Source organism: Roseateles sp. YR242 (genome assembly GCF_900109745.1).
Classification (GTDB): Bacteria; Pseudomonadota; Gammaproteobacteria; order Burkholderiales; family Burkholderiaceae_C; genus Roseateles.
The window spans coordinates 118,245-138,597 of record NZ_FOAV01000004.1; the positions used below are offsets into that span (position 1 = coordinate 118,245).

The following is a 20,353-nucleotide window of genomic DNA, read 5'->3' on the forward strand; positions in this document are numbered from 1 at the left end:
GAGCGCAGCGCAGGGCCGCCCCAAGCAAGCTCGCGTCCCCTCGGGGGACCGGTCGCGGCGTGCCGCGAACGAGGGGCAAGCATGAGCACGCGTCATCTCGTGGTGATGGCAGCGGGGACGGGAGGGCACGTCATCCCGGGTCTGGCCGTGGCCGCCGAAATGCAGCGCCGAGGCTGGACCGTCTCCTGGCTTGGCACCGAAGCCGGCATGGAGAACAAGCTGGTGCCGCCTTCAGGCCTGCCCATCGACCGTCTGGCATTTGCCGGCCTGCGCGGCAAGGGCCTGCGCCATGCGGTGCTCGGGATTGGCCGCCTGTTCCGCGCCCTCGCGCAGAGCGCCAACGTGCTCGGCGAGCGCAAGGCCGATGCGGTGCTGGGCATGGGCGGGTATGTCTGCCTCCCCGGTGGTTTCATGGCCTGGCTGATGCGCCGGCCGCTGTTGCTGGTGAATGCGGATGCGGCCCTGCTGCTGTCCAACAAGGCCCTGGCCCCGGTGGCCCGCAAGATTGCCTTCGGTTTCGATGGCCTCGCCGCGGCCCAGCAACGCAAGGGCGTGGTGACCGGCAACCCGGTCCGCGCCGAGATCGAGGACCTGCCGGCCCCCGAGCTGCGCTTTGCCGGCCGCACCGGTCCGCTCAAGGTGCTGGTGGTCGGAGGCTCGCTGGGCGCTCGCGCCATCAACGACGTGCTGCCGCAGGCCCTGGCCCTGTGGCCCGAAGACCAGCGTCCGCTGGTGACCCACCAGACCGGCGAAGCGAACTTCCCGCTGGTGCAGGCGGCTTATGCCAAGGCGGGTGTGCAGGCAGAAGTGGTGCCCTTCATCCACGACATGGCGCAGCGCTTGTCCGACGCCGACGTGGTGATCTGCCGCGCCGGGGCCGTGACTGTGTCCGAGCTCTGCGCCGCCGGGGTGGCCAGCATCCTGGTGCCCTTGGTGGTCAGCACCACCTCGCACCAACGCGACAACGCGCAATACCTGGCCCAGCATGAGGCCGGTGTGCACCTGCCGCAGGCGGAACTGACCGCGCAGAAGTTGCACGACTTGCTGCAAGCCCCGCGCGAGCAGTGGCTGAAGCTGGCCAGCAAGGCCCGCTCGCTGGCGCGTCCGCGTGCCGCCGCGCGCGTGGCCGATGAAATTGAAGCGTTGGTTCCGAGGGGGCGAACATGAAACACGCCCTCCAACGCATCCATTTCACGGGCATCGGTGGCGCCGGCATGAGCGGCATTGCCGAACTGCTGGTGGCCCAGGGCTACCAGGTCAGCGGCTCCGACCAGGGCGAGAGCGACACCACGCGCCGCTTGCGCTCGCTGGGCGTGACCGTGCAGATCGGCCATGCCGCCGAGCACGTGGGCCAGGCACAGGTGCTGGTGAAGTCCAGCGCCATCAAGGCGGACAACCCGGAGCTGATGGCTGCGCATGCGCAGCACATCCCCGTGCTGCTGCGCGCCCAGATGCTGGCCGAACTCATGCGCCCGCGCATGGGAATTGCCGTGGCGGGCACGCATGGCAAGACCACCACCACATCGCTGCTCACCACCGTCTTGCTGCAGGCGGGGCTGGATCCGAGCTATGCCATTGGCGGGCAACTGCTCGCCAGCGGCGCGAACGCGGCATTGGGCGCGGGCCTGCATATGGTCGTGGAAGCGGACGAGTCGGACGCGTCCTTCCTGCACTTGCTGCCGCAACTGGCCATCGTCACCAACATCGACGCGGACCACATGGACACCTACGGCCACGACCTGGCCCGGTTGCGCCAGGCCTTCGTGGACTTCCTGCACCACATGCCGTTCTGGGGTGCCGCGGTGCTGTGCGGGGACGACGCCGGTGTGCGCAGCATCGTGCCGATGCTCTCGCGTCCGGTGATCCTCTACGGGCTGGATCCGTCCCATGACGTGCGGGCCATCAACGTGCAGGCTGATCCCGGCGGCGAGATGCGCTTCACTGCGCTGCGCCGTGACCGCCGTGGCCAGGAATTGCCGCCGCTGGCGGTCCGGCTGCGCCTGGCGGGTCAGCACAACGTGCTCAATGCGCTGGCCGTGATCGCCATGGCAATGGAACTGGGCGTTCGCGACGAAGCGGTGCTGCAGGGCCTGGCCGGATTCGGCGGCGTGGGTCGTCGCTTCCAGTCGCATGGCGAATTGCCGGTGGGCGAGGGCACCGCTGTGCTGATCGACGACTACGGCCATCACCCCGTGGAGATGCGCGCGGTGCTGCAGGCCGCCCGTGGCGCCTACCCGGGGCGCCGCCTGGTGCTGGCCTTCCAGCCGCACCGCTACACCCGCACCCGCGACTGTTTCGCGGACTTCGCCGAGGTGCTCGCCCAGGCGGATGCGGTGCTGCTCACCGACATCTATGCGGCGAGTGAGTCGCCCCTGCCAGGGATCAGTGGCGAAAGTCTTGCGCAGGCGGTCAACGCGCACGGCACCACAGCCGCTTATGTCGGCGACTGGCAGCAATTGCCTGAGGCACTGGCCGCGCACGCGCGCGCCGGTGATGTATTGATCGTGATGGGGGCCGGCTCGATTGCTGCCGTACCGGCCCGCACGGTGGAACTGATGAAGCAAGGGAAGGGCCGGCCATGAAACTGGACCTCAATATCGATGTGAAGGCACTCGGCAAGGTGGCCGTGCTGCAGGGTGGGGATTCGGCGGAGCGCGAGGTCTCGCTGATGTCGGGCGCGGGCGTACTGGGCGCGCTGCGGGCTTCGGGCGTGGACGCCCATGCCTTCGACCCGTCCGAGCGTTCACTGCTGGCGCTGAAAGCCGAGGGCTTCCAGCGCGCGTTCATTGCCCTGCACGGTCGCCATGGCGAAGACGGTACGGTGCAGGGCGCGCTGGAACTGCTGGGAATTCCCTACACCGGCTCCGGCGTCATGGCGTCCGCCATCGCCATGGACAAGATCACCACCAAGCGTGTGTGGGTGGCCGACGGCCTGCCGACGCCGCGCTGGGTGAGTCTCAGGGGCGACGATCTCAAGCGCGAGCGTGTGCGCACCGTGCCCGATGAGCTGGGCCTGCCGGTCTTCGTGAAGCCGCCGCATGAGGGGTCTTCGGTCGGTGCGACCAAGGTCAACGGCTATTCGGAGATGCAGGATGCGGTCACGCTGGCGGCCAGGTACGACACCGAAGTGCTGTGCGAGGAATTCGTCGACGGCCAGGAATTGACTTGCGCCGTGCTGGGCGCTGGCGACGACGCGCAGGCGCTGCCCGTGATCGAGATCCGCGCCGAGCAAGGCAATTACGACTATCAGAACAAGTACTTCACCGACACCACGCAATACCTGATCGGTCAATTGCCGCCCGCTCAGCAGGCGGAGATCCAGGCGCTGGTGCTCCAGGCCTATCGCTCGCTGGGTTGCCGGGGGTGGGGCCGCGCCGACCTGATGCTGCGCAAGAGCGATGACCGGGTCTTCCTGCTGGAGATGAACACCTCGCCCGGCATGACCTCGCATTCGCTGGTTCCCAAGGCTGCCAAGGCGGTGGGGGTGAGCTACGAGCAACTGTGCCTGTGGCTGCTGGCCCAGGCCACGCTGGATCAACCCACGCCGCTGACCCCGGCCGCCTGAGGACCGAACTCCTTCTTCATCATGGGCGCCACCTTCACCCACTCCCCGCCGCCGCTGCCGCCGGACATCCGTGTGATGAACGGCGTCGCGGCGTTGCTGGCGGTGCTGGTGACCCTGGGTGGATTGGGCCTGGGGCTGCAATGGCTGGTGCGCCAGCCCTTCTTTGCGGTCGGCGGCATCACGGTGGAAGGCGATGTCTCGCGCAACAGCACGGCTTCATTGCGGGCCAACGCCCTGCCGCGCCTGCGTGGCAACTTCGTGACCATGAATCTGCAGAACGCGCGCCAGGCCTTTGAGGCGGTGCCGTGGGTGCGCCGTGCCACCGTGCAGCGCGTCTGGCCCCGCAGGCTGCTGGTCCACCTGGAAGAACACCACCCTGCCGCCTACTGGGAAACCAAGGCAGACAACGCGGACGCGGACAGCGACGCGGTGGTGGACACCCGCTTGGTCAACACCTTCGGGGAGGTCTTCGAAGCCAACCTGGGCGATGTGGAAGACGACGACCTGCCCACCTTGTCCGGCCCCGACAAAACCTCCGCCGCCATGCTGTCCATGTGGAAGCAGCTCGATCCGCTGACGCGCGCCAAATTGAATGAAGGCGTGGAACGGCTGGATTTGTCCGGCCGCGGTTCCTGGAAAGCCACGCTGGAAAAAGGCGCGGTGGTGGAAATTGGTCGAGGCACCGAGGCGGATGTGGTGGGGCGGTATTCGCAATTTATCGGGAGCATTCCCAGGATTGCGGCCCGTTATCAGACATCGATGATTTCCGCGGACCTGCGCCATGAGCAGGGATACGCAGTACGGTTGGCCGGGGTGACCACCGTTTCCAATGCGCCCAAGGGCGCTACCAAGAAGAATTGAGGACAGGCATGGCCAAGGAATACAAGGATTTGGTCGTTGGTTTGGACATCGGCACCGCCAAGATCATGGCGGTGGTGGCCGAGGTGATGGGCAATGGGGAATTGCGCATTGCCGGTCTGGGCGTGGCGCCCAGCCATGGGCTCAAGCGGGGTGTGGTGGTCAATATTGATGCCACGGTGCAGTCCATCCAGCAGGCCCTGAAAGAGGCCGAAATGATGGCCGACTGCCGTATCTCCAGGGTTTTCACGGGGATCACCGGCAGCCATATTCGCGGCCAGAACTCCACCGGAATGGTGATTGTCCGGGATAAGGAAGTGACGCCCGTGGATGTTGCCCGTGTGGTGGAAACCGCCAAGGCCATCAATATTCCGAACGATCAGCGGCTGCTGCTGGTGGAACCCCAGGAATTTGTCATCGATGGCCATGAGGTGAAAGAACCCATCGGCATGAGCGGTGGCCGCCTGGAGGTCAAGGTCCATATCGTGACCGGGGCCCAGAGCGCGGCGGAGAACATCGTCAAGTGCGTGCGTCGCTGCGGCCTGGAAGTCGAGCAACTCGTTCTGAATCCGAGCGCGTCCAGTTTGGCAGCACTAACTTCGGACGAGCGCGACCTGGGCGTGGCGCTGGTGGACATTGGTGCCGGCACCACCGACGTGGCGATTTTTACCGGTGGTTCCATCCGCCATACGGCAGTCATTCCGATTGCCGGCGACCTTATTACCAGCGATATCGCGATGGCCTTGCGCACCCCTACGAAGGATGCCGAGGAAATCAAGGTTGAGCATGGTGTGGCCAAGCAATTGCTGGCGGATCCGGCGGATCAGGTGGAAGTTCCGGGTTTGGGCGACCGGGCACCCCGAATGCTCTCCAAGCAGGCTTTGGCGGGTGTTATCGAACCACGCGTGGAAGAAATCTTCTCGTTGGTGCACCAGGTCATCCGGGAATCTGGCTATGAAGAGCTGTTGTCTTCCGGCATTGTGTTGTCGGGAGGCTCCTCGGTGATGCCGGGAATGGTCGAACTGGCGGAGGATATTTTCCTCAAACCCGTACGCCGGGGAAATCCGACCTACAGCGGTGCCTTGTTTGACATGGTTGCCAACCCGCGTTCGGCGACCGTGATGGGTTTGCTGGATGAGGCGCGCCTGTCCCGCACGCGGGGTTTCAAGGCGGCGCAGCAGGCGGGCTCGGTGAAGACGCTGTTTGGGCGAGCCAAAGACTGGTTCTTGGGTAATTTCTAGAGTTGTTCAACCTCATCTCGGGGCTTCGGGCCGAGTTATGGCCCCGAAATGAGTGTCAAAAATGTGGGGAAGCCCACTTCAATTTCGCTGATGGTAGTTGCACAATATGGACAGGAGGTTTGATATGGCCATCGAAATGATCGAAGAGTTTGATCAGGGCACCCAGATCAAGGTGATCGGTGTCGGCGGCGGCGGCGGCAATGCGGTTGAACACATGATTGCGCAAGGCGTGCAAGGTGTGGAATTCGTCGTTGCCAACACTGACGCCCAGGCCCTGAACCGCTCGAAGGCGGATCAGCTCCTGCAACTGGGCCATACCGGCCTGGGGGCCGGCGCCAAGCCGGAAGTCGGGCGCGGCGCCGCTGAAGAAGCTGAAGCCCGCATCCGCGAATCCATCACGGGCGCGCACATGCTGTTCATCACGGCCGGCATGGGCGGCGGCACCGGTACGGGCGCAGCCCCGGTGATCGCCCGTGTGGCCCGTGAAATGGGCATCCTGACTGTGGGCGTGGTCACCAAGCCGTTCGAATTCGAAGGTTCGCGCCGTTCGAAGGCGGCGGACCTGGGTCTGGCCGAGCTGGAAGCCAACGTTGACTCGCTCATCGTGGTGCTGAACGACAAGCTGCTGGAAGTGCTGGGCGACGACGTCACGCAGGACCAGGCTTTTGCTCATGCCAACGATGTACTGAAGAACGCGGTGGGCGGCATCTCGGACATCATCCACATGCCGGGTCTGGTGAACGTCGACTTTGAAGACGTCAAGACCGTCATGAGCGAGCCGGGCAAGGCGATGATGGGCACGGCCGTGGCCGCTGGCCCGGACCGCGCAGCCAAGGCAGCGGAACTGGCGGTGGCCTGCCCGCTGCTGGAAGGCATCGATCTGTCGGGCGCGCGTGGCGTGCTGGTGCTGATCGCGGCGAGCCGCAGCAACTTCAAGCTGGCCGAGAGCCGTAACGCGATGACCACCATCAAGCGTTATGCCGCCGAAGATGCCCACATCATCTACGGCACTGCTTACGACGAAAGCCTGGGCGACCAGCTGCGTGTGACGGTGATTGCCACTGGCCTGTGCCAGCGTGGTCGTGCGCAGCAGCCGCTGCAGGTGGTGCAGCAGACGACGCTGCGCACCGGTACCGACAACATGCCGGTGCTGACGCAGCCCGTCGTGATGCCGGGTTCGGCGGCAGCCACGTCCGGCGTCTCGACGCCGGCCGCGACCATGACCGCCCAGGACTTTGGCGGCATGAATGTGCCCAGCGTCTGGCGTCATGGCCGTACGGCGGCCGCCAAGGTGGAAGCCCTGTCGTCCAACGGCATGGACGAAATCGAGATCCCGGCCTTCCTGCGCAAGCAGGCGGACTGATCCGACCACCTTCTGACCATCAGCGATTCAAGGCCATGCCGGGCTCGGCATGGCCTTTTTTCGTCCATCTGTTGCCGCGCCGTGGGCAGGGAGGCGGCTCCTTGGCCGAGCCTGTTGCAATTCCGGGCTCGTGCAGCCCTCGGAACTTGGGCACACTTGCCGCCCAAACACACACCGGAACCTCGGGACCCACCTCTAGAGTGATGCATGGCGCAGGGATGTCCAGGCTGGGAGACAAGCAACATCGGTTGGCCATGGCCTGCCTGGCGCAAGCATGGGCGCGCCGCTGGGGCTCCCGGCAGAACCGCCCATGAAGGCGGCGACAGTCGTGGACATGAAGCTGTCCACCCATATGCCAGCGACGGTTCCGCAGGAAATGTCGGTGGTTGTTCAATTCGGCGCCTTGGCATGATGATGCGCAGCCTGGCCATGGCGATCGGGCTGGCGATCTGGCTGTTGCTGGGGTTTCATGTGTCGCCAGCGCTCGCCCGTACGGCTCCGGGACTGGACGTGGGCGCCAACAGCAAGCCCGGTCTGCTGGGCGTGTTGGCCGGCGAAGGCAGCCAGGCGGCCAGTGATGGTGACGCAGGGGAATCCGCGGGCCATGGGGTCCTGGAGGGGCCGGGCGCGCAGCGGGCCACCGAAGCGATGATGGCCACCAGTGACTGGACCCTGGAGCAGTTGCAGGGCTGGCGCCGTGCCCTGCGGTCCATGGACGGGGGCAGCGGGCAACTGCCGGCCGACCTGCTGCCGCCTTCCAGCCCGGGGGCCTGGCAGCCGGTGGCGCTGCCGGATGTGCGTGAGCGCGAGGCCACGCAAGACCTGAGCACGCCGCGGCGCTACCAGATGCGCTGGTATCGCATCCGTTATGCGCCGCCGCATGGCCGCTGGCCGACCAGTGTGGCCTTGTACATGCCGCGCCTGGTGGCGCAGGCGGCAGCGGTGCTGGTCAAGACGGACAACGGCTGGCGGCCTGTCTTTGACAACCAGTCTGGTGCGCGTGAGCAATGGGTGCGGCCCTTGTGGGTGGTCCTGCCGGCGGCGCTGACCGAGTTGCGGGATGAGCGGGAGATCGAGGTCGTCATTGCCGTGCCGGTGATGCAGGGCCTGTACTACGCGGTGTCCAGCGTCTGGCTGGGTGCGCGCGAGGACCTGGAGCCTCGCCATGACCGCCGCTGGGTGTTGCAGATCGGTGTGCCGCAGGCCACCAGCCTGACTCTGGTGACACTGGGGCTGTTTGCCCTGGTGTTGTGGCTGAAGCGGCGGGAGGACCCGGCCTACCTGCTGTTTGCCCTGGCCAGCGTGGCCTGGCTGGTGCGCAACCTGCACTATCACCTGGACCTGCCGCGCACCCGGGATGCGCTCGACTGGTTCTGGTGGATCACCCATGCCTCGATGTCGTGGGTGATGTTGCTCACCTTCCTTTTTGCCTTGCGTTTTGCGCGTCAGCGCTTCGACCGTTTTGAGCGCACGGTCACGGCCTTTGTCCTGGTGGCCAGCATTGTGTCGCTGCCGCTGTGGGGCCGCGGCATGGACACGCTGGTGCTGATGCACATCTGCAATGCGGTGGTGGGCCTGGCGGGCACGGGTTTTGTGGCCACCATTGCCTGGCGGCAGGGCAGCCGGGAGTTGCGGCTGATTGCGGCGGCGCTGGTGATCGGCATTGGCCTGGCCATCCATGACCTGGGCCTGTTGGCGGGCTGGTGGTGGCCGGAGCACATCTACCTGATGCCTTTTGCCACCTTGGTGGTGCTGGCCAGCTTCCTGTATGCGGTGCAGTACCGCTATATCCAGGCGCTGCGGGGCGTGGAGCGGGCCAACGAGGAGCTGGCGAACCGGCTGTCCGAGCAGAGCGAGCAACTGCGTGCCCAGCATGACAAGTTGCGCGAGGTGGAGCGGCAGCAGGCCTTGCTGCTGGAGCGCCAACGCCTGATGCAGGACATGCATGACGGCCTCGGGTCGTCGCTGCTGTCGGCGATGGTGGCGGTGGAGCAGGGCTCGATGCCGCAGGACCAGGTGGTCGGGGTGTTGCGCGAGTGCGTGGACGATCTGCGGCTGGTGATCGACTCGCTGGAGCCGGTGGGCCACGATCTGGTCTCGCTGCTGGCGACGATGCGGTACCGGCTGGGCAAGCGTCTGCAGCTGGGCGGGCTCAAGCTGGAATGGGACGTGCATGACCTGCCGGTGCTGGAGTGGCTGGAGCCACCAGATGCCTTGCATGTGCTGCGGCTGATGCAGGAGGCGCTGACCAATGCGCTCAAGCATGCACGGGCGAGCCGGGTGCGGGTGGTGACGCGGGATCTGGGGCGCAAGGTCGAGATCCGGGTGGAAGATGACGGCGAGGGTTTTGATGTGGGCAGCGTGACGGCGGGGCGTGGGCTGCGAGGGCAGCAGCGTCGGGCGCGTCAGCTGGGGGGCAGCTTGCGGGTGGACAGCAGCCCGGGGCATGGCACGGTGGTGACCTTGCGTCTACCGGTAGAACGCACGGAACCGGAAACATCGCTTCAGCAGGGTTGACGCGGTTTTGGGACAATCGGCGCATGCTGAAGCAACGAACCATCAAGTCGCTGACCCGTGCCGTCGGTGTGGGCATCCATAGCGGCCAGAAGGTGGAGATCACCCTGCGCCCTGCGGCGCCTGGCACGGGGCTGGTGTTCCGCCGTGTCGATCTGGCCCAGCCGGTGGATATTCCGGTACGCACGACCAATGTCTGCGATACGCGGATGGCGACGACCATCAGCCCGGACGGCGACCCGGGCCAGCCCAAGGTGCAAACCATCGAGCATTTGTTGTCGGCCTGTGCGGGGTTGGGGTTGGACAACCTGATGATCGACATCAACGCTGACGAGGTGCCGGTGCTGGATGGTTCGGCGGCGAGTTATGTGTTTTTGCTGCAGTCGGCCGGTATCGAGTTGCAGGACGCTCCCAAGCAGTTTCTGCGGGTGAAGAAGCCGGTGGAAGTACGCAAGGGCGAAGGCAAAAGCCTGATGTGGGCGAAACTGGTGCCGCACCATGGGTACACGCTGAGCTTCCAGATCGAATTCGACAATCCGGCGGTGGCGGCGACGGGCCAGCACTATGTGTTCGACATGGGCAGTGGTGGCTACAAGCGCGAGATCGCGCGTGCACGCACCTTTGGCATGACGAAGGACATCGAGCTGATGCGTTCACGTGGGCTGACACTGGGCGGCAGCATGGACAACGCCATCGTGGTGGACGACTACCGTGTGTTGAACGCGGAAGGCTTGCGCTATGACGACGAGTTCGTGAAGCACAAAATCCTGGACGCGATCGGCGATATGCAGGTGGTGGGGCACCCGCTGCTGGCGGCCTATACGTCGTTCAAGGGTGGCCATGCGCTCAACAATCTTCTGCTGCGGGAGCTGCTGAAGGACGCGGACGCTTATGAAATCGTCACGTTTGACAATGAGCGTGAGGCGCCGGCGGGGTTTGCTGAACTGGCACCGGCGTGGTGATGGGGTTCTTCTGAGCTTTTCTCATCTCTTCTTTTCTTGAGAGCCTGACCACGCGATGATGATCATCCGCCTTGTCATCGGCCTGCTGCTCGCAGCCGGGTTGGTGTGCTTTGCCGTCTACATCGGCACCAAGAAACCGGTCTGGCGGTGGCGGGGCATCGTCCTGATCAAATGGACGGTCATCGCGGGGATCGGGGCGTTTGCGGTGTTGGTGCTGGAGACATTGGCGAAGCTGCTGTAGCTGGCTTCGTTGCCCCTTTGCTCGGGGGTGGACGGGTGTTCTTTGCCTACGCTGGAAAGTGACGGTCCGGCACCCTTTTCCTCCATGTCCTCCGCTTCCCAGCGCAGGCAAAAGAAGAATTCAGCGTCGTTTATTGCTCCAACGCCTGCAACTGCACCAACCGCTGATAGATCCCACCTTCAAGCGCCATCAGCGCATCGTGAGGCCCACGTTCAGCCAACCGCCCGTGGTTGAGCACCACGATCTGGTCGGCGTCACGAATGGTCGAGAGCCGATGCGCAATCGCCACCACGGTTACCTGCCCACGGAGTGATCGCAGGGCCTCGCTGACCTGAATCTCGGTTGCGCTGTCGATGTTGGCCGTCGCCTCATCCAGCAGCAGGATGCGTGGATCCCCCGCCAACGCACGAGCCAGGGCGATCAACTGCTTCTGCCCCGTGGACACCGCCAGCCCGCCATCCCCCAGCCGGCTCTCATAACCCTCTGGCAACGCCGAGAGGAAATCATGCGCACGCGCCGCCACCGCAGCCGCCTCGACCCGCTCATCGCTGATCGCGCGCCCCATCCGGATGTTCTCCCGCACCGTGCCGGCAATCAGATACGGCTCCTGCGGCACCAACCCCACCGCGCTGTGGAAGGCCTCATCCGGCAGTTGATCCAGCGGCTGCCCATCAATCAGCACCCGCCCGGTCTTCGGCCGATAGAACCGCAACAACAGCGCCAGCAGCGTCGACTTGCCCGACCCCGTGTGCCCCGCAATCCCCACAAAACTGCCCGCTGCAATCGACAGGTCCAGATCCTGCAACACCAGATGCTCAGGCTTGTAGCCAAAGCTCAGATGCTCGAAGTGGATCGCACCCGCGCTCACCACCAGATCATCCCGCTGCGACCGAGGCTCCGCCGGTTCCCGCAACAAGGCCCGCACCCGCGAAGCTGCCACCAGCGCCTGCTGCAACTGGCTGAACTGCATCGTGATCTGGATCAGCGGCTCCACCACCCGCGCGATGTAAGCCAGGAATGCATACAGCAACCCCACCTCCACCCCCGACAGCTCCCGCTGCCCGAAGCCGAAGATCACCGTCACGATCAACAGCACATTCAGCAGATCCAGCGCCGGCCGCAACAGCCAGGCATTGGCCCGCAACTCCAACACCCGCGCCTGCAACTGCGCCTGGTTCACCGCCTCATACCGCTGCGCGAATCGCGCCGTTGCCCCGGCAGACTGCAGCATCGCCATACCCGCCATGCTCTCCGCCATCTGCGCATTCAGATCCGCGCGCAAGGCTCGCGCCCGCTGCACCGGCCCGCTGCTGGCCCGCTGGTAGAGCCAGATGATGCCGGAGCTCGCCGGCACCAACGCCAGCACGATCAGCATCAACCGCCAATCCAGCCAGGCCATCGCCACCAGCGCCCCCAGCACCACAATGCTGGAATCCAACATCACGAAGAGCACCTGCCGATACAGGTTGTTCACCGCATCGGTGTCGTTGGTGATGCGGCTCAGCAACTGCCCCGTGATGCTGCGGTCAAAGAACGCCATGGGCTGCGCCAGCACATGCGCATACACCTGCTCACGCAGACGCAGCACGGAGCGCCGCGCCACCCCCGCCATGCGCCGCAACTGCGCATAACGAAGAACGCTCGCCGTCCAGCCCGCCAGCAACATCGCGCCCAGCAACACCGCCATCGCACCCAGGTCGAATTGCCGTGGCAACACATGGTTGTCGATGAAGTGCTTGCCCAGGATGGGCCCAATGGCCTCCAGCGCCGCTGCCACCACCAGCCAGCCCAGACCCTTGGTCAAACCGCGCCGCTCAGGGGCCGCCGCCTGCGCCAGCAGGGCCAGCGCTTCACGGGGGGAATGTTCGTTCGCGCGGTCCGGCACCGCGCCGCCGACCACCTCAGGCTGCGTCAAGGCTGGCCTCCAGTTGTTGATAACGCCACTGGCTGGCATACCAGCCGTTCAGCGCCAGCAGCGCCGCATGGTCGCCGCGCTCGATGATGCGGCCCTGCTTGAGCACCACAATCTCATCAGCCTCCATCACGGACGAGAGCCGATGGCCCACCACCACCAGACTGCGTTCCGGATGCTGCCGCCGCAGCTCGCGCCAATGGCTGAGGATCTCGGCTTCCGTGCCGCTGTCCACCGCAGACAAGGCATCGTCCAGCAGCAGCAGAGGCGACGCCGCCAGCAATGCACGCGCAATGGCCACTCGTTGCCGCTGGCCGCCCGACAAGGTCACCCCACGCTCGCCCACCAAGGTGTCGTAGCCCTGCGCAAGCTCGGCCACATCCTCGTGCACCGCTGCCAGCGCCGCCACCGCCATGACCTCTTCCCGGCTGGCCTGCGGCCGCGCCAGCGCAATGTTGTCTGCAATGGAGGCGGAGAACAGGAAGGGCTCCTGCGGCACCCAGGCAATGGCGCGGCGCAAGGCCGCCAACCGGATGCGCGGCGCCTCCACGCCACCCAGCAACATGCGGCCACTGGTGGGTTCGTACTGACGCAGCAGCAACCGCAACAAGGTGGACTTGCCCGAACCCGTGGCCCCCACAATGCCCAAGGTGCGCCCCGGTGGCAGATGCAGATCAATGCCGCTGAGCGCCGGCACCGTCATGCCGGGATAGCTGAAGTCAATGTGCTCCCAGGTCACTGCCGCATCCGCCGGCATGTCCTCCTGGCCCTCGTCCTTCAGCCCGTCCGGTGCATTCAATACCGGCTGCAGGCGGGTCCAGCCCGCACGGCCACGTTCCAGCAGCGAGAGCACCCAGCCCGCTGCGAACATCGGCCAGATCAGCTGCGCCAGGTACATCGTGAAGGCGGTCAACTGGCCGATGCTGATCTCCGCCCGGGCCACCAGCCACGCACCCGCGCCCAGTGCAATGACAGTGGCGGCCGTCAGCGACAGGCCGACCGCGGGCTCGAACATGGCCTCCCAACGTTGCGCCTGGTAGGAAGCCTCGCCAGCATGGCGGGCCAGGTCGCCAAACTGCGCGCGGCTGCGGCCCACCAGGCCCAGCGCCCGAACGGTGCGCACACCGGCCAGGCTGTCCTGCACCTGCTGGTTGAGCGCAGAGAAGCGGGTGAGGGAATCGGACCACGCCTGATGCACCTTCTCCGAGATGCGCCAGAAGGCATAGGCCATGAAAGGGAAGGGCGCCAGCGCCGCCAGCCCCAGGCGCAGGTCCACCCCCAGCGTCATCATGCTCACCACCAGGATGAAGGTGAGGCTGCCGTCAAAGGCGGCCAGCAGGGCTTCACCCGCAGCCATTTCAATGGCGTCGATGTCGTTGGTGGCCAGCGCCATCAGGTCGCCAGTGCGCTGGGAATGGAAGAAGGCCGGGCCCTGCCGCGTCATCTGGTCATACAGACGCTGCCGCAGGCCACGGCCCAGTTCATAGGCGGTGGCGTAAAGAGCCAGACGCCAACCCACACGCAGCAGGTAGATGCACAACCCGGCCAGCACCAGCAGGCCCAGTTGCGCCGCCAGCGTCCAGCCGGTCAGGCGGTGTGCGACCAGTTCGTCCACCACATGGCCGACCTGGCGCGGAATCCAGACCGTCAGCACGGCAATGGTGCTGAGCATCAGGGCACTGGCGGCATACGGCCGCCAGTGACGGCGCATGTGGCCGCCAATCAACTGCAGGAGGGTCATGGGAGCGCGCAAGGGCGATGAAGAACGCTTCGGTCGGGGTCGGGTCGCCATTGTCGCCCCGTCGGCGCCAGGACCCCAAAGTCACCCGCTGCACCCGCTGCACCCGCTGCTCAGGCGCACCGGCGCACCGGCGCACGGGTCGTACCTCGCCCCGCTAGCCAGCCCGCGCGCCCGCGCTTCAGGGCTTTGCCGCGTGCCAGACCTGGTTCACCCCATCCCCGGTGCGATCGCCCGGCTTGAGGTCCTTGACCCAGAAGTACAGCGGCTTGCCCTTGTAAGCCCACTGCTTGGCCCCATCGTCGCGTGTGATGATGGCCCAGTCTCCCGAAGCGATGTCGTCCGCCTTGGCGGCCAGCGGCGGCCAGTTCTTGGCGCAAGGGCCGTTGCAGGCACTCTTGCCGTCGCTGTCCTTGTCAAAGGTGTAGAGCGTCTTCTCGTTGTGGCCCACGAGCACACCATCCTTCACCATGGCCGGGGCCTGCTGGGCCAGGGCCAGGCCGCTGCCGGCCGTCAGTGCAAGGGTCGTGGCCATCGTGGCCAGCAGTTTCAGGGAGGCTTTCATGCTGTCTGTCTCCTGTTGTTGACTTGAAGCTTGTTGCGCTCAATGCGTGCGGGTGAAGTTGTCATGCTGGGTGGCAAGCCTTGTACCTTGTACCCACTTCATGCGGCCGCTCTCTTGGTTGTTGTCCCCGCTGATGTCCGAGCTACTGCCACGCCGCGGTCGCCGCCTTGAAATACTTGTGAAAACCCAGTGTTGCCGATCATCGCGCTGCCCATCCCGGGCAGCAAGCGGGCGGTCACGCTAATTCCTGGAGAACCCATGAACGAACGTGCGCAGGCCCTGGCGGCCCGGTTGATCCGCAACTTCAACGAGGTGGAGACAAAACGCTTTCACCGCCCTCCGCTGTATGACGCGGTCGGCGCACGCCTGGCTGAAGGTACCGCTGCGCGCAAGATGGGTGCCTCCGTGGACATCGTGCAACCTGGAATGTGCACCTGCCCTTATCACCTGCACCACGCGCAGGAAGAGATGTTCATCGTGCTGGAAGGGCAGGGCACCCTGCGCGTGGCCGGGGAAATGCTACCCATCAAGGCGGGTGATGTGATCTTTATCCCGGCGGGCCCCGAGTACCCGCACCAGATCATCAACAGCTCCAGCGAGCCCATCAAATATCTGTCCATCAGCACCATGGAACAGCCGGAGATCTGCGAATACCCGGATTCCAACAAGTTCATGGCCGAAAGCGCCAAGCACAACGGCACACGCGCCTTCGAGGTCATCCGCAAGCTCAAGGAGGGCGATCTGGACTATTGGGTCGACGAACCTTGAGGGCGCTGCGGCCCGTGGCTCGGGGCCGCGCCCAGACGACGGAAGCCGGCAAGGAATTGGGGAAAGGACTAGGGCGAGGCATCCAAGCCGAGCCCTTCTGAGGGCCTGTACCCGGGCGATAATGCCGCCCATGTTCCTTGCCGACATTACCGGCCTGTTCCTGGCCTGGCTGGCGCGCCTCATCACTGGCGCGCAAGGGCACTGGAAGGGCTGTCCGCCGACAGCGGACCAGCGCATCTACTTCGCCAACCACCAGAGCCACTTCGATTGGGTGCTGATCTGGGCCTCGCTGCCGTCCGAGCTTCGGGCGCGCACGCGACCCATCGCCGCCCGGGATTACTGGACCGGTAGCAAGCTGCGCACCTGGCTGACCACCGCCGTCTTCAATGCCGTCTACGTGAGCCGCACCCGCGCCACCCCGGACGAAGACCCGCTGGAGCCGCTGGTGGGGGCCCTGCAGGCCGGTGATTCACTGGTCATCTTTCCCGAAGGTACTCGCTCCAACAAAGGCGAGCCACAACCTTTCAAGGCCGGGCTCTACCACCTCGCGGAGCAATTCCCGGACGTGGAGCTTGTCCCCACCTGGATCGACAACGTGCAACGCGTGATGCCCAAGGGCGAAGTGGTGCCCGTTCCCATCCTGTGCACCGTGACCTTCGGCGCGCCGCTGCGCCTGGAACCCGGTGAAGACAAGCGCGCCTTCCTGGACCGCGCCCGCGCGGCCGTGATGGCGCAGCGCCCCGGAGGGTGGAAGGAATGAGATGGCTCAAGACGCTGAGCACCAGCGAGCAGGTGGCCGCCCTGTTCGTGGTGCTGTTCGGCATGCTGATCCTGGTGAGCATCGGCTCGGTCCTGTGGTCGCTGCGCGAGCGCCCGGAGCATGACCAGGACGAATGGCAGCAGCGCCGCGCCAAATTCCGCCATGAGCTCAACATGGTGTGGGTGGGCGCCTGCCTGTTCTGGGCCGCCTGGGTGTCCGGCCCCGTCGGCGCCACGCTGCTGTTTGGCGTGTTCTCCTTCCTGGCCTTCCGCGAGTTCATCACGCTGCTGCACACCCGCCGTGCCGACCATCGTGGCCTGATCCTCGCGTTCTTCGTGATCCTGCCGCTGCAGTACGTGCTGGTGGGCACCCGCCACTTCGACCTGTTCTCGGTGCTCATCCCCGTCTACGGTTTCCTGGCCATCCCGGTGGCCAGCGCCCTGGCCGATGACCCCGCCCGCTTCCTGGAGCGCAACGCCAAGATCCAATGGGGCATCATGGTGTGCGTGTATGGCCTCTCGCATGCGCCCGCCCTGCTGCTGTTGGACATTCCGAAATACGAGGGCCGTGGCGCCTTCCTGCTGTTCTTCCTGGTGGCCGTGGTGGCCTGCGGGCAGATTGCCCAGCAGGTGGCCACGGGCAAGATGCGAGCGCGGCCGGTGGCGCGCCACATCAGCCGCTCGTTCTCAATGCGGGGCTGGTGGATCGGTGTGTTCACCGCTGCATTGGCGGGTGCATTGCTCTACTGGATCACGCCCTTCAAGGCCGGCCAGGCCGCCGTCGCCGCCCTGGTGGCCGCCGGCTGCGGCAGCTTCGGGGCTTTCGTGATGCAGGCCCTCAAGCGCGACGCCGGCATCAATGCCTGGGGCAACCGCAGCGGCATCACCGGGGCGGTGGGGCTGCTGGACCGAATCGCCGTGATGTGTTTTGCTGCGCCTGTGTTCTTCCATTCGGTGCGGTGGTACTTCCGCACCATGAACTGAGGCGCCATGCGCATCCTTGGCATCGACCCCGGCTTGCAGACCACCGGCTTTGGCGTCATCGACGCCGAGGGCCCACGCCTGTCCTACGTCGCCAGCGGCACCATCAAGACCAGTGCGGTGGCCACCGGCGACCTGCCTGCACGCATCAAGATCCTGTATGACGGCGTGCGTGAGGTGATTTCACGCTACCAGCCGCAGTGCGCGGCGGTGGAAATCGTCTTTGTGAACGTGAACCCGCAGTCCACCCTGCTGCTGGGCCAGGCGCGTGGCGCGGCGTTGACTGCGTTGGTGTCGTGCGACCTGCAGGTATCGGAGTACACCGCCTTACAGATGAAGAAGGCGGTGGTGGGCCACGGTCACGCCAAGAAGGAACAGATCCAGCACATGGTGCAGCGCCTGCTCGCCCTGCCGGGTGAACCCGGCAAGGACGCGGCCGACGCGCTGGGCCTGGCCATCATGCATGCGCATGCCCGTGTGTCCTTCGAGGCGATGAGCCGCAGCACCACGCTGCAGCGCCGCCAGCATGCACAGTTCCGCAAGGGACGGACGTTCTGAACCGCTGAGGTACCGAATGACGGCGACGGCCGTGGGCCTGTCGCGGGCCTGTCGCAGGCCCGATGAATGAAGGACGTGTAGCGCCGGGCTTGGGGGCTCGGGGCTCGGCGACGCCTCAGGCGATCTTGCGCATCAACGCCATCAGGCGATCAAAGGTCCGCCCGTAAGGCGGATAGAACAGCCGCGTTCCAGCCAGCGCCGATTGATGGAAGACCGGCTTGAGCTTGCTGAAGGTGTTGAAACCCCACACGCCGTGATAGGCGCCCATGCCGGAGGCGCCCACGCCGCCGAACGGCTGTTCCTCCTGGCCCAGGTGCCACAGGCAGTCGTTGACCGTGACGCCCCCCGCATGGGTCTGATGCAGGACCTTGTCCCGCGCGGCGGCATCCCGGCCGAACCAGTACAGCGCCAGCGGGCGATCGCCTGCGTTGATGTGGCGCACGGCCTGCTCGGCGGTGTCGTAGGCGACGATGGGCAGCAGCGGGCCGAAGATCTCCTCGCGCATGACCGTCATCTCGCCGCTGGTGTCCAGCAGCAGGGTGGGCACCAGGCGGCGGTCGTCCGGCTGCTCGTCATGGCTGGGCAGCAGCGTGGCACCTTGCTGCTGCGCCTGCTCCAGGAGGCTGCGCAGGCGGGCATGGTGGCGCGGGCTGACGATGGCGGTGTAATCCGGGTTGCCGGTGATGCGTGGATACAGCCGGCGGATGGCGGCCAGTAGCGCATCCGCGAAGGGACGCACTGACTCACGCGGCACCAGCGCATAGTCCGGTGCCACACAGGTCTGGCCTGCATTGAGCAGCTTGCCGAAGGCGACGCGCTCCGCAGCCGCCACGAGGTCCGCGCTGCGGTCGATGACGGCAGGGGACTTTCCGCCCAGCTCCAGCGTCACCGGTGTCAGATTGCGCGCCGCCGCCTGCGCCACGGCGCGGCCCACGGGCGTGGAACCGGTGAAGAACAGGTGGTCGAAGGGCAGTTCGGTGAAAGCGCGGCCCACGTCGGCGTCTCCCGTGAGCACGACCATCTCCTCGGGGGCAAAGTGCTCGGCCACCATGCGGGCCATCAGCGCGGAGGTGGCGGGCGTGAGCTCGGAGGGCTTGATCATCACGCGGTTGCCCGCAGCCAGCGCAGCCAGGGCCGGTGCCATGGCCAGGTAGTACGGATAGTTCCAGGGCGAGACGATACCCACCACACCGAGCGGCTGCGGGATGAGACGGTTGCGGCCCGGCAGGAAGTGCAGCGCCGTGGGCGCGCGCTTGGTGGCCATCCACGACTTCAGATGCTTCAGCGCATGCCGCACGCCGGACTCGACCGTGAAGATGTCGGCCAGCAGGCTTTCCTGATGGGCGCGGTGGCCGAAGTCCTGCGCCATCGCGGCTTGCAGATCGGCACGATGTGCCGTGGTCATGCGCGCCAGTCGTTGCAGCCGGTCCCGCCGCTGGTGGACGCTGGGCATGCGCTCCATGTCGAAGGCGGCGCGCTGTTGCTCCAGCACAAGGCGCAGGCGCTCCTGCAGGCTCTGGTCCATGTGGTGTCTCCCCGCCGTGTTGTTGTGCAAGGGCTCAAGCGTAAGGCCGGGCGCCGGGGGTGCCAAGCGGGATGTACCGGCAGGGCACCACGCTGGTGCTGTGGTGCACCAATGAAAAAGCCCGCCAGAAGGCGGGCTTGGAAGTCGAGGATCCCGCAGGACGCGGGACCTGACGCTCGCTAGATTAGAAGCGATAGCCGACGTTCAGGGCGAAGCCGTCAACCTTCAGGCCGTCCTTGTTGAAGTAGCTGGTGTAGTCGGCAGCGCCGTACCACTGCTTGTTGAACTTGTAGGTGGCGCCCAGGCCCCAGGAGACGTCGCTGTCGCTGTCCGAACCGCTCAGGCCAGTGGTGGACAGCTTGACCTTCGAGTTGGCGAAGCCAACGCGGCCGAACACTTCGAACTGGTCGTTCAGGGCGTACTTCGGCTTGATGTACACGCCGTAGGCGTTCTCGACCTTGGCCTTGTAGGCGCCGGCGCCGCTGTCGAAGTTGTCGTCAGACACGCCAGCAGCGACCATCACTTCCAGAGCCACGTACTGATGCACGTTCCAGCCCGCGATGCCGCGCAGGGCGGTGGGGTTGGCCTTGATGCCGCTGATGTCAGCGGTCAGGAAAACGAAGCCAGCTTCACCGTAGAAGGGGGAGGCAGGCTTGGTTTGAGCTTGAGCAGCACCGGCAGCCAGCATGGCGGCAGCGATCAGGGCAATCTTCTTCATACTTCTTTCGGTTCGAATAGCACCCGAGTGGTGCGGTGCGAAAGGTATCAACACTGACACATTTGGGTCAATGGAGGCCCGTATC

At 65.6% G+C, this 20,353-nt stretch carries 18 protein-coding genes; 13 read left to right on the forward strand and 5 right to left on the reverse strand.

The features are described from left to right. Window positions 1–81 precede the first annotated feature (81 nt). The 9 genes from murG to BMY53_RS10150 all read left to right on the forward strand — a co-directional run bounded on the left by murG (window position 82) and on the right by BMY53_RS10150 (window position 10,744). On the forward strand, window positions 82–1,167 hold the full coding sequence (murG, locus tag BMY53_RS10110; RefSeq protein ID WP_092946162.1) for an undecaprenyldiphospho-muramoylpentapeptide beta-N-acetylglucosaminyltransferase: 1,086 nt from the start codon (window positions 82–84) through the stop codon (window positions 1,165–1,167). Further along, window positions 1,164–2,582, forward strand: a complete 1,419-nt coding sequence (gene murC / locus BMY53_RS10115) for a UDP-N-acetylmuramate--L-alanine ligase (protein ID WP_092946164.1) — start codon at window positions 1,164–1,166, stop codon at window positions 2,580–2,582. The genes murG and murC overlap by 4 nt, the downstream gene beginning before the upstream one ends. After that, window positions 2,579–3,565 (forward strand): D-alanine--D-alanine ligase, encoded by a 987-nt coding sequence (locus BMY53_RS10120; protein WP_092946166.1) that lies wholly within the window; start codon window positions 2,579–2,581, stop codon window positions 3,563–3,565. The genes murC and BMY53_RS10120 overlap by 4 nt, the downstream gene beginning before the upstream one ends. Before the next feature lie 21 nt (window positions 3,566–3,586). After that, on the forward strand, window positions 3,587–4,426 hold the full coding sequence (locus tag BMY53_RS10125) for a cell division protein FtsQ/DivIB (protein WP_092946169.1): 840 nt from the start codon (window positions 3,587–3,589) through the stop codon (window positions 4,424–4,426). A gap of 8 nt (window positions 4,427–4,434) precedes the next feature. After that, entirely contained in the window at window positions 4,435–5,664 is a 1,230-nt protein-coding gene (gene ftsA / locus BMY53_RS10130) for a cell division protein FtsA (protein ID WP_092946171.1), read from the forward strand. Window positions 5,665–5,788: 124 nt separating this feature from the next. Next, window positions 5,789–7,027, forward strand: coding sequence for a cell division protein FtsZ (ftsZ, locus tag BMY53_RS10135; RefSeq protein WP_092946173.1), 1,239 nt, complete (start codon window positions 5,789–5,791; stop codon window positions 7,025–7,027). Between the two features lie 408 nt (window positions 7,028–7,435). Next, window positions 7,436–9,544, forward strand: coding sequence for a sensor histidine kinase (locus BMY53_RS10140; protein ID WP_177200817.1), 2,109 nt, complete (start codon window positions 7,436–7,438; stop codon window positions 9,542–9,544). A 23-nt stretch (window positions 9,545–9,567) separates the two neighbouring features. After that, on the forward strand, window positions 9,568–10,503 hold the full coding sequence (gene lpxC, locus BMY53_RS10145; protein ID WP_092946177.1) for a UDP-3-O-acyl-N-acetylglucosamine deacetylase: 936 nt from the start codon (window positions 9,568–9,570) through the stop codon (window positions 10,501–10,503). A 55-nt stretch (window positions 10,504–10,558) separates the two neighbouring features. Continuing rightward, complete coding sequence (locus BMY53_RS10150) at window positions 10,559–10,744, forward strand: hypothetical protein (protein WP_092946179.1); 186 nt, start codon at window positions 10,559–10,561, stop codon at window positions 10,742–10,744. Window positions 10,745–10,874: 130 nt separating this feature from the next. On the opposite strand, the gene BMY53_RS10155 is transcribed toward BMY53_RS10150, so the two are convergent. The 3 genes from BMY53_RS10155 to BMY53_RS10165 all read right to left on the reverse strand — a co-directional run bounded on the left by BMY53_RS10155 (window position 10,875) and on the right by BMY53_RS10165 (window position 14,959). Further along, on the reverse strand, window positions 10,875–12,659 hold the full coding sequence (locus BMY53_RS10155) for an ABC transporter ATP-binding protein (RefSeq protein WP_255370129.1): 1,785 nt from the start codon (window positions 12,657–12,659) through the stop codon (window positions 10,875–10,877). Continuing rightward, window positions 12,646–14,397, reverse strand: coding sequence for an ABC transporter ATP-binding protein (locus tag BMY53_RS10160; RefSeq protein WP_092946183.1), 1,752 nt, complete (start codon window positions 14,395–14,397; stop codon window positions 12,646–12,648). The genes BMY53_RS10155 and BMY53_RS10160 overlap by 14 nt, the downstream gene beginning before the upstream one ends. A 178-nt stretch (window positions 14,398–14,575) precedes the next feature. Next, window positions 14,576–14,959, reverse strand: a complete 384-nt coding sequence (locus BMY53_RS10165) for a COG4315 family predicted lipoprotein (protein ID WP_092946185.1) — start codon at window positions 14,957–14,959, stop codon at window positions 14,576–14,578. A gap of 258 nt (window positions 14,960–15,217) precedes the next feature. Here BMY53_RS10165 and BMY53_RS10170 point away from each other — a divergent pair, with 258 nt between their 5' ends. The 4 genes from BMY53_RS10170 to ruvC all read left to right on the forward strand — a co-directional run bounded on the left by BMY53_RS10170 (window position 15,218) and on the right by ruvC (window position 18,025). After that, a complete protein-coding gene (locus tag BMY53_RS10170; RefSeq protein WP_092946566.1) occupies window positions 15,218–15,727 on the forward strand; it encodes a cupin domain-containing protein in 510 nt (169 codons plus the stop codon). A 130-nt stretch (window positions 15,728–15,857) separates the two neighbouring features. Continuing rightward, window positions 15,858–16,487, forward strand: a complete 630-nt coding sequence (locus BMY53_RS10175) for a lysophospholipid acyltransferase family protein (protein ID WP_092946187.1) — start codon at window positions 15,858–15,860, stop codon at window positions 16,485–16,487. Next, a complete protein-coding gene (locus BMY53_RS10180) occupies window positions 16,484–17,470 on the forward strand; it encodes a phosphatidate cytidylyltransferase (protein ID WP_092946189.1) in 987 nt (328 codons plus the stop codon). Before BMY53_RS10175 ends, BMY53_RS10180 begins: the two co-directional genes overlap by 4 nt. 6 nt (window positions 17,471–17,476) lie before the next feature. After that, window positions 17,477–18,025 (forward strand): crossover junction endodeoxyribonuclease RuvC, encoded by a 549-nt coding sequence (gene ruvC, locus BMY53_RS10185; protein ID WP_092946191.1) that lies wholly within the window; start codon window positions 17,477–17,479, stop codon window positions 18,023–18,025. 115 nt (window positions 18,026–18,140) lie between these two features. On the opposite strand, the gene BMY53_RS10190 is transcribed toward ruvC, so the two are convergent. Continuing rightward, entirely contained in the window at window positions 18,141–19,550 is a 1,410-nt protein-coding gene (locus BMY53_RS10190; protein WP_092946192.1) for a coniferyl aldehyde dehydrogenase, read from the reverse strand. 184 nt (window positions 19,551–19,734) lie between these two features. After that, entirely contained in the window at window positions 19,735–20,268 is a 534-nt protein-coding gene (locus tag BMY53_RS10195) for a porin family protein (protein ID WP_092946193.1), read from the reverse strand. Window positions 20,269–20,353: the final 85 nt, after the last annotated feature.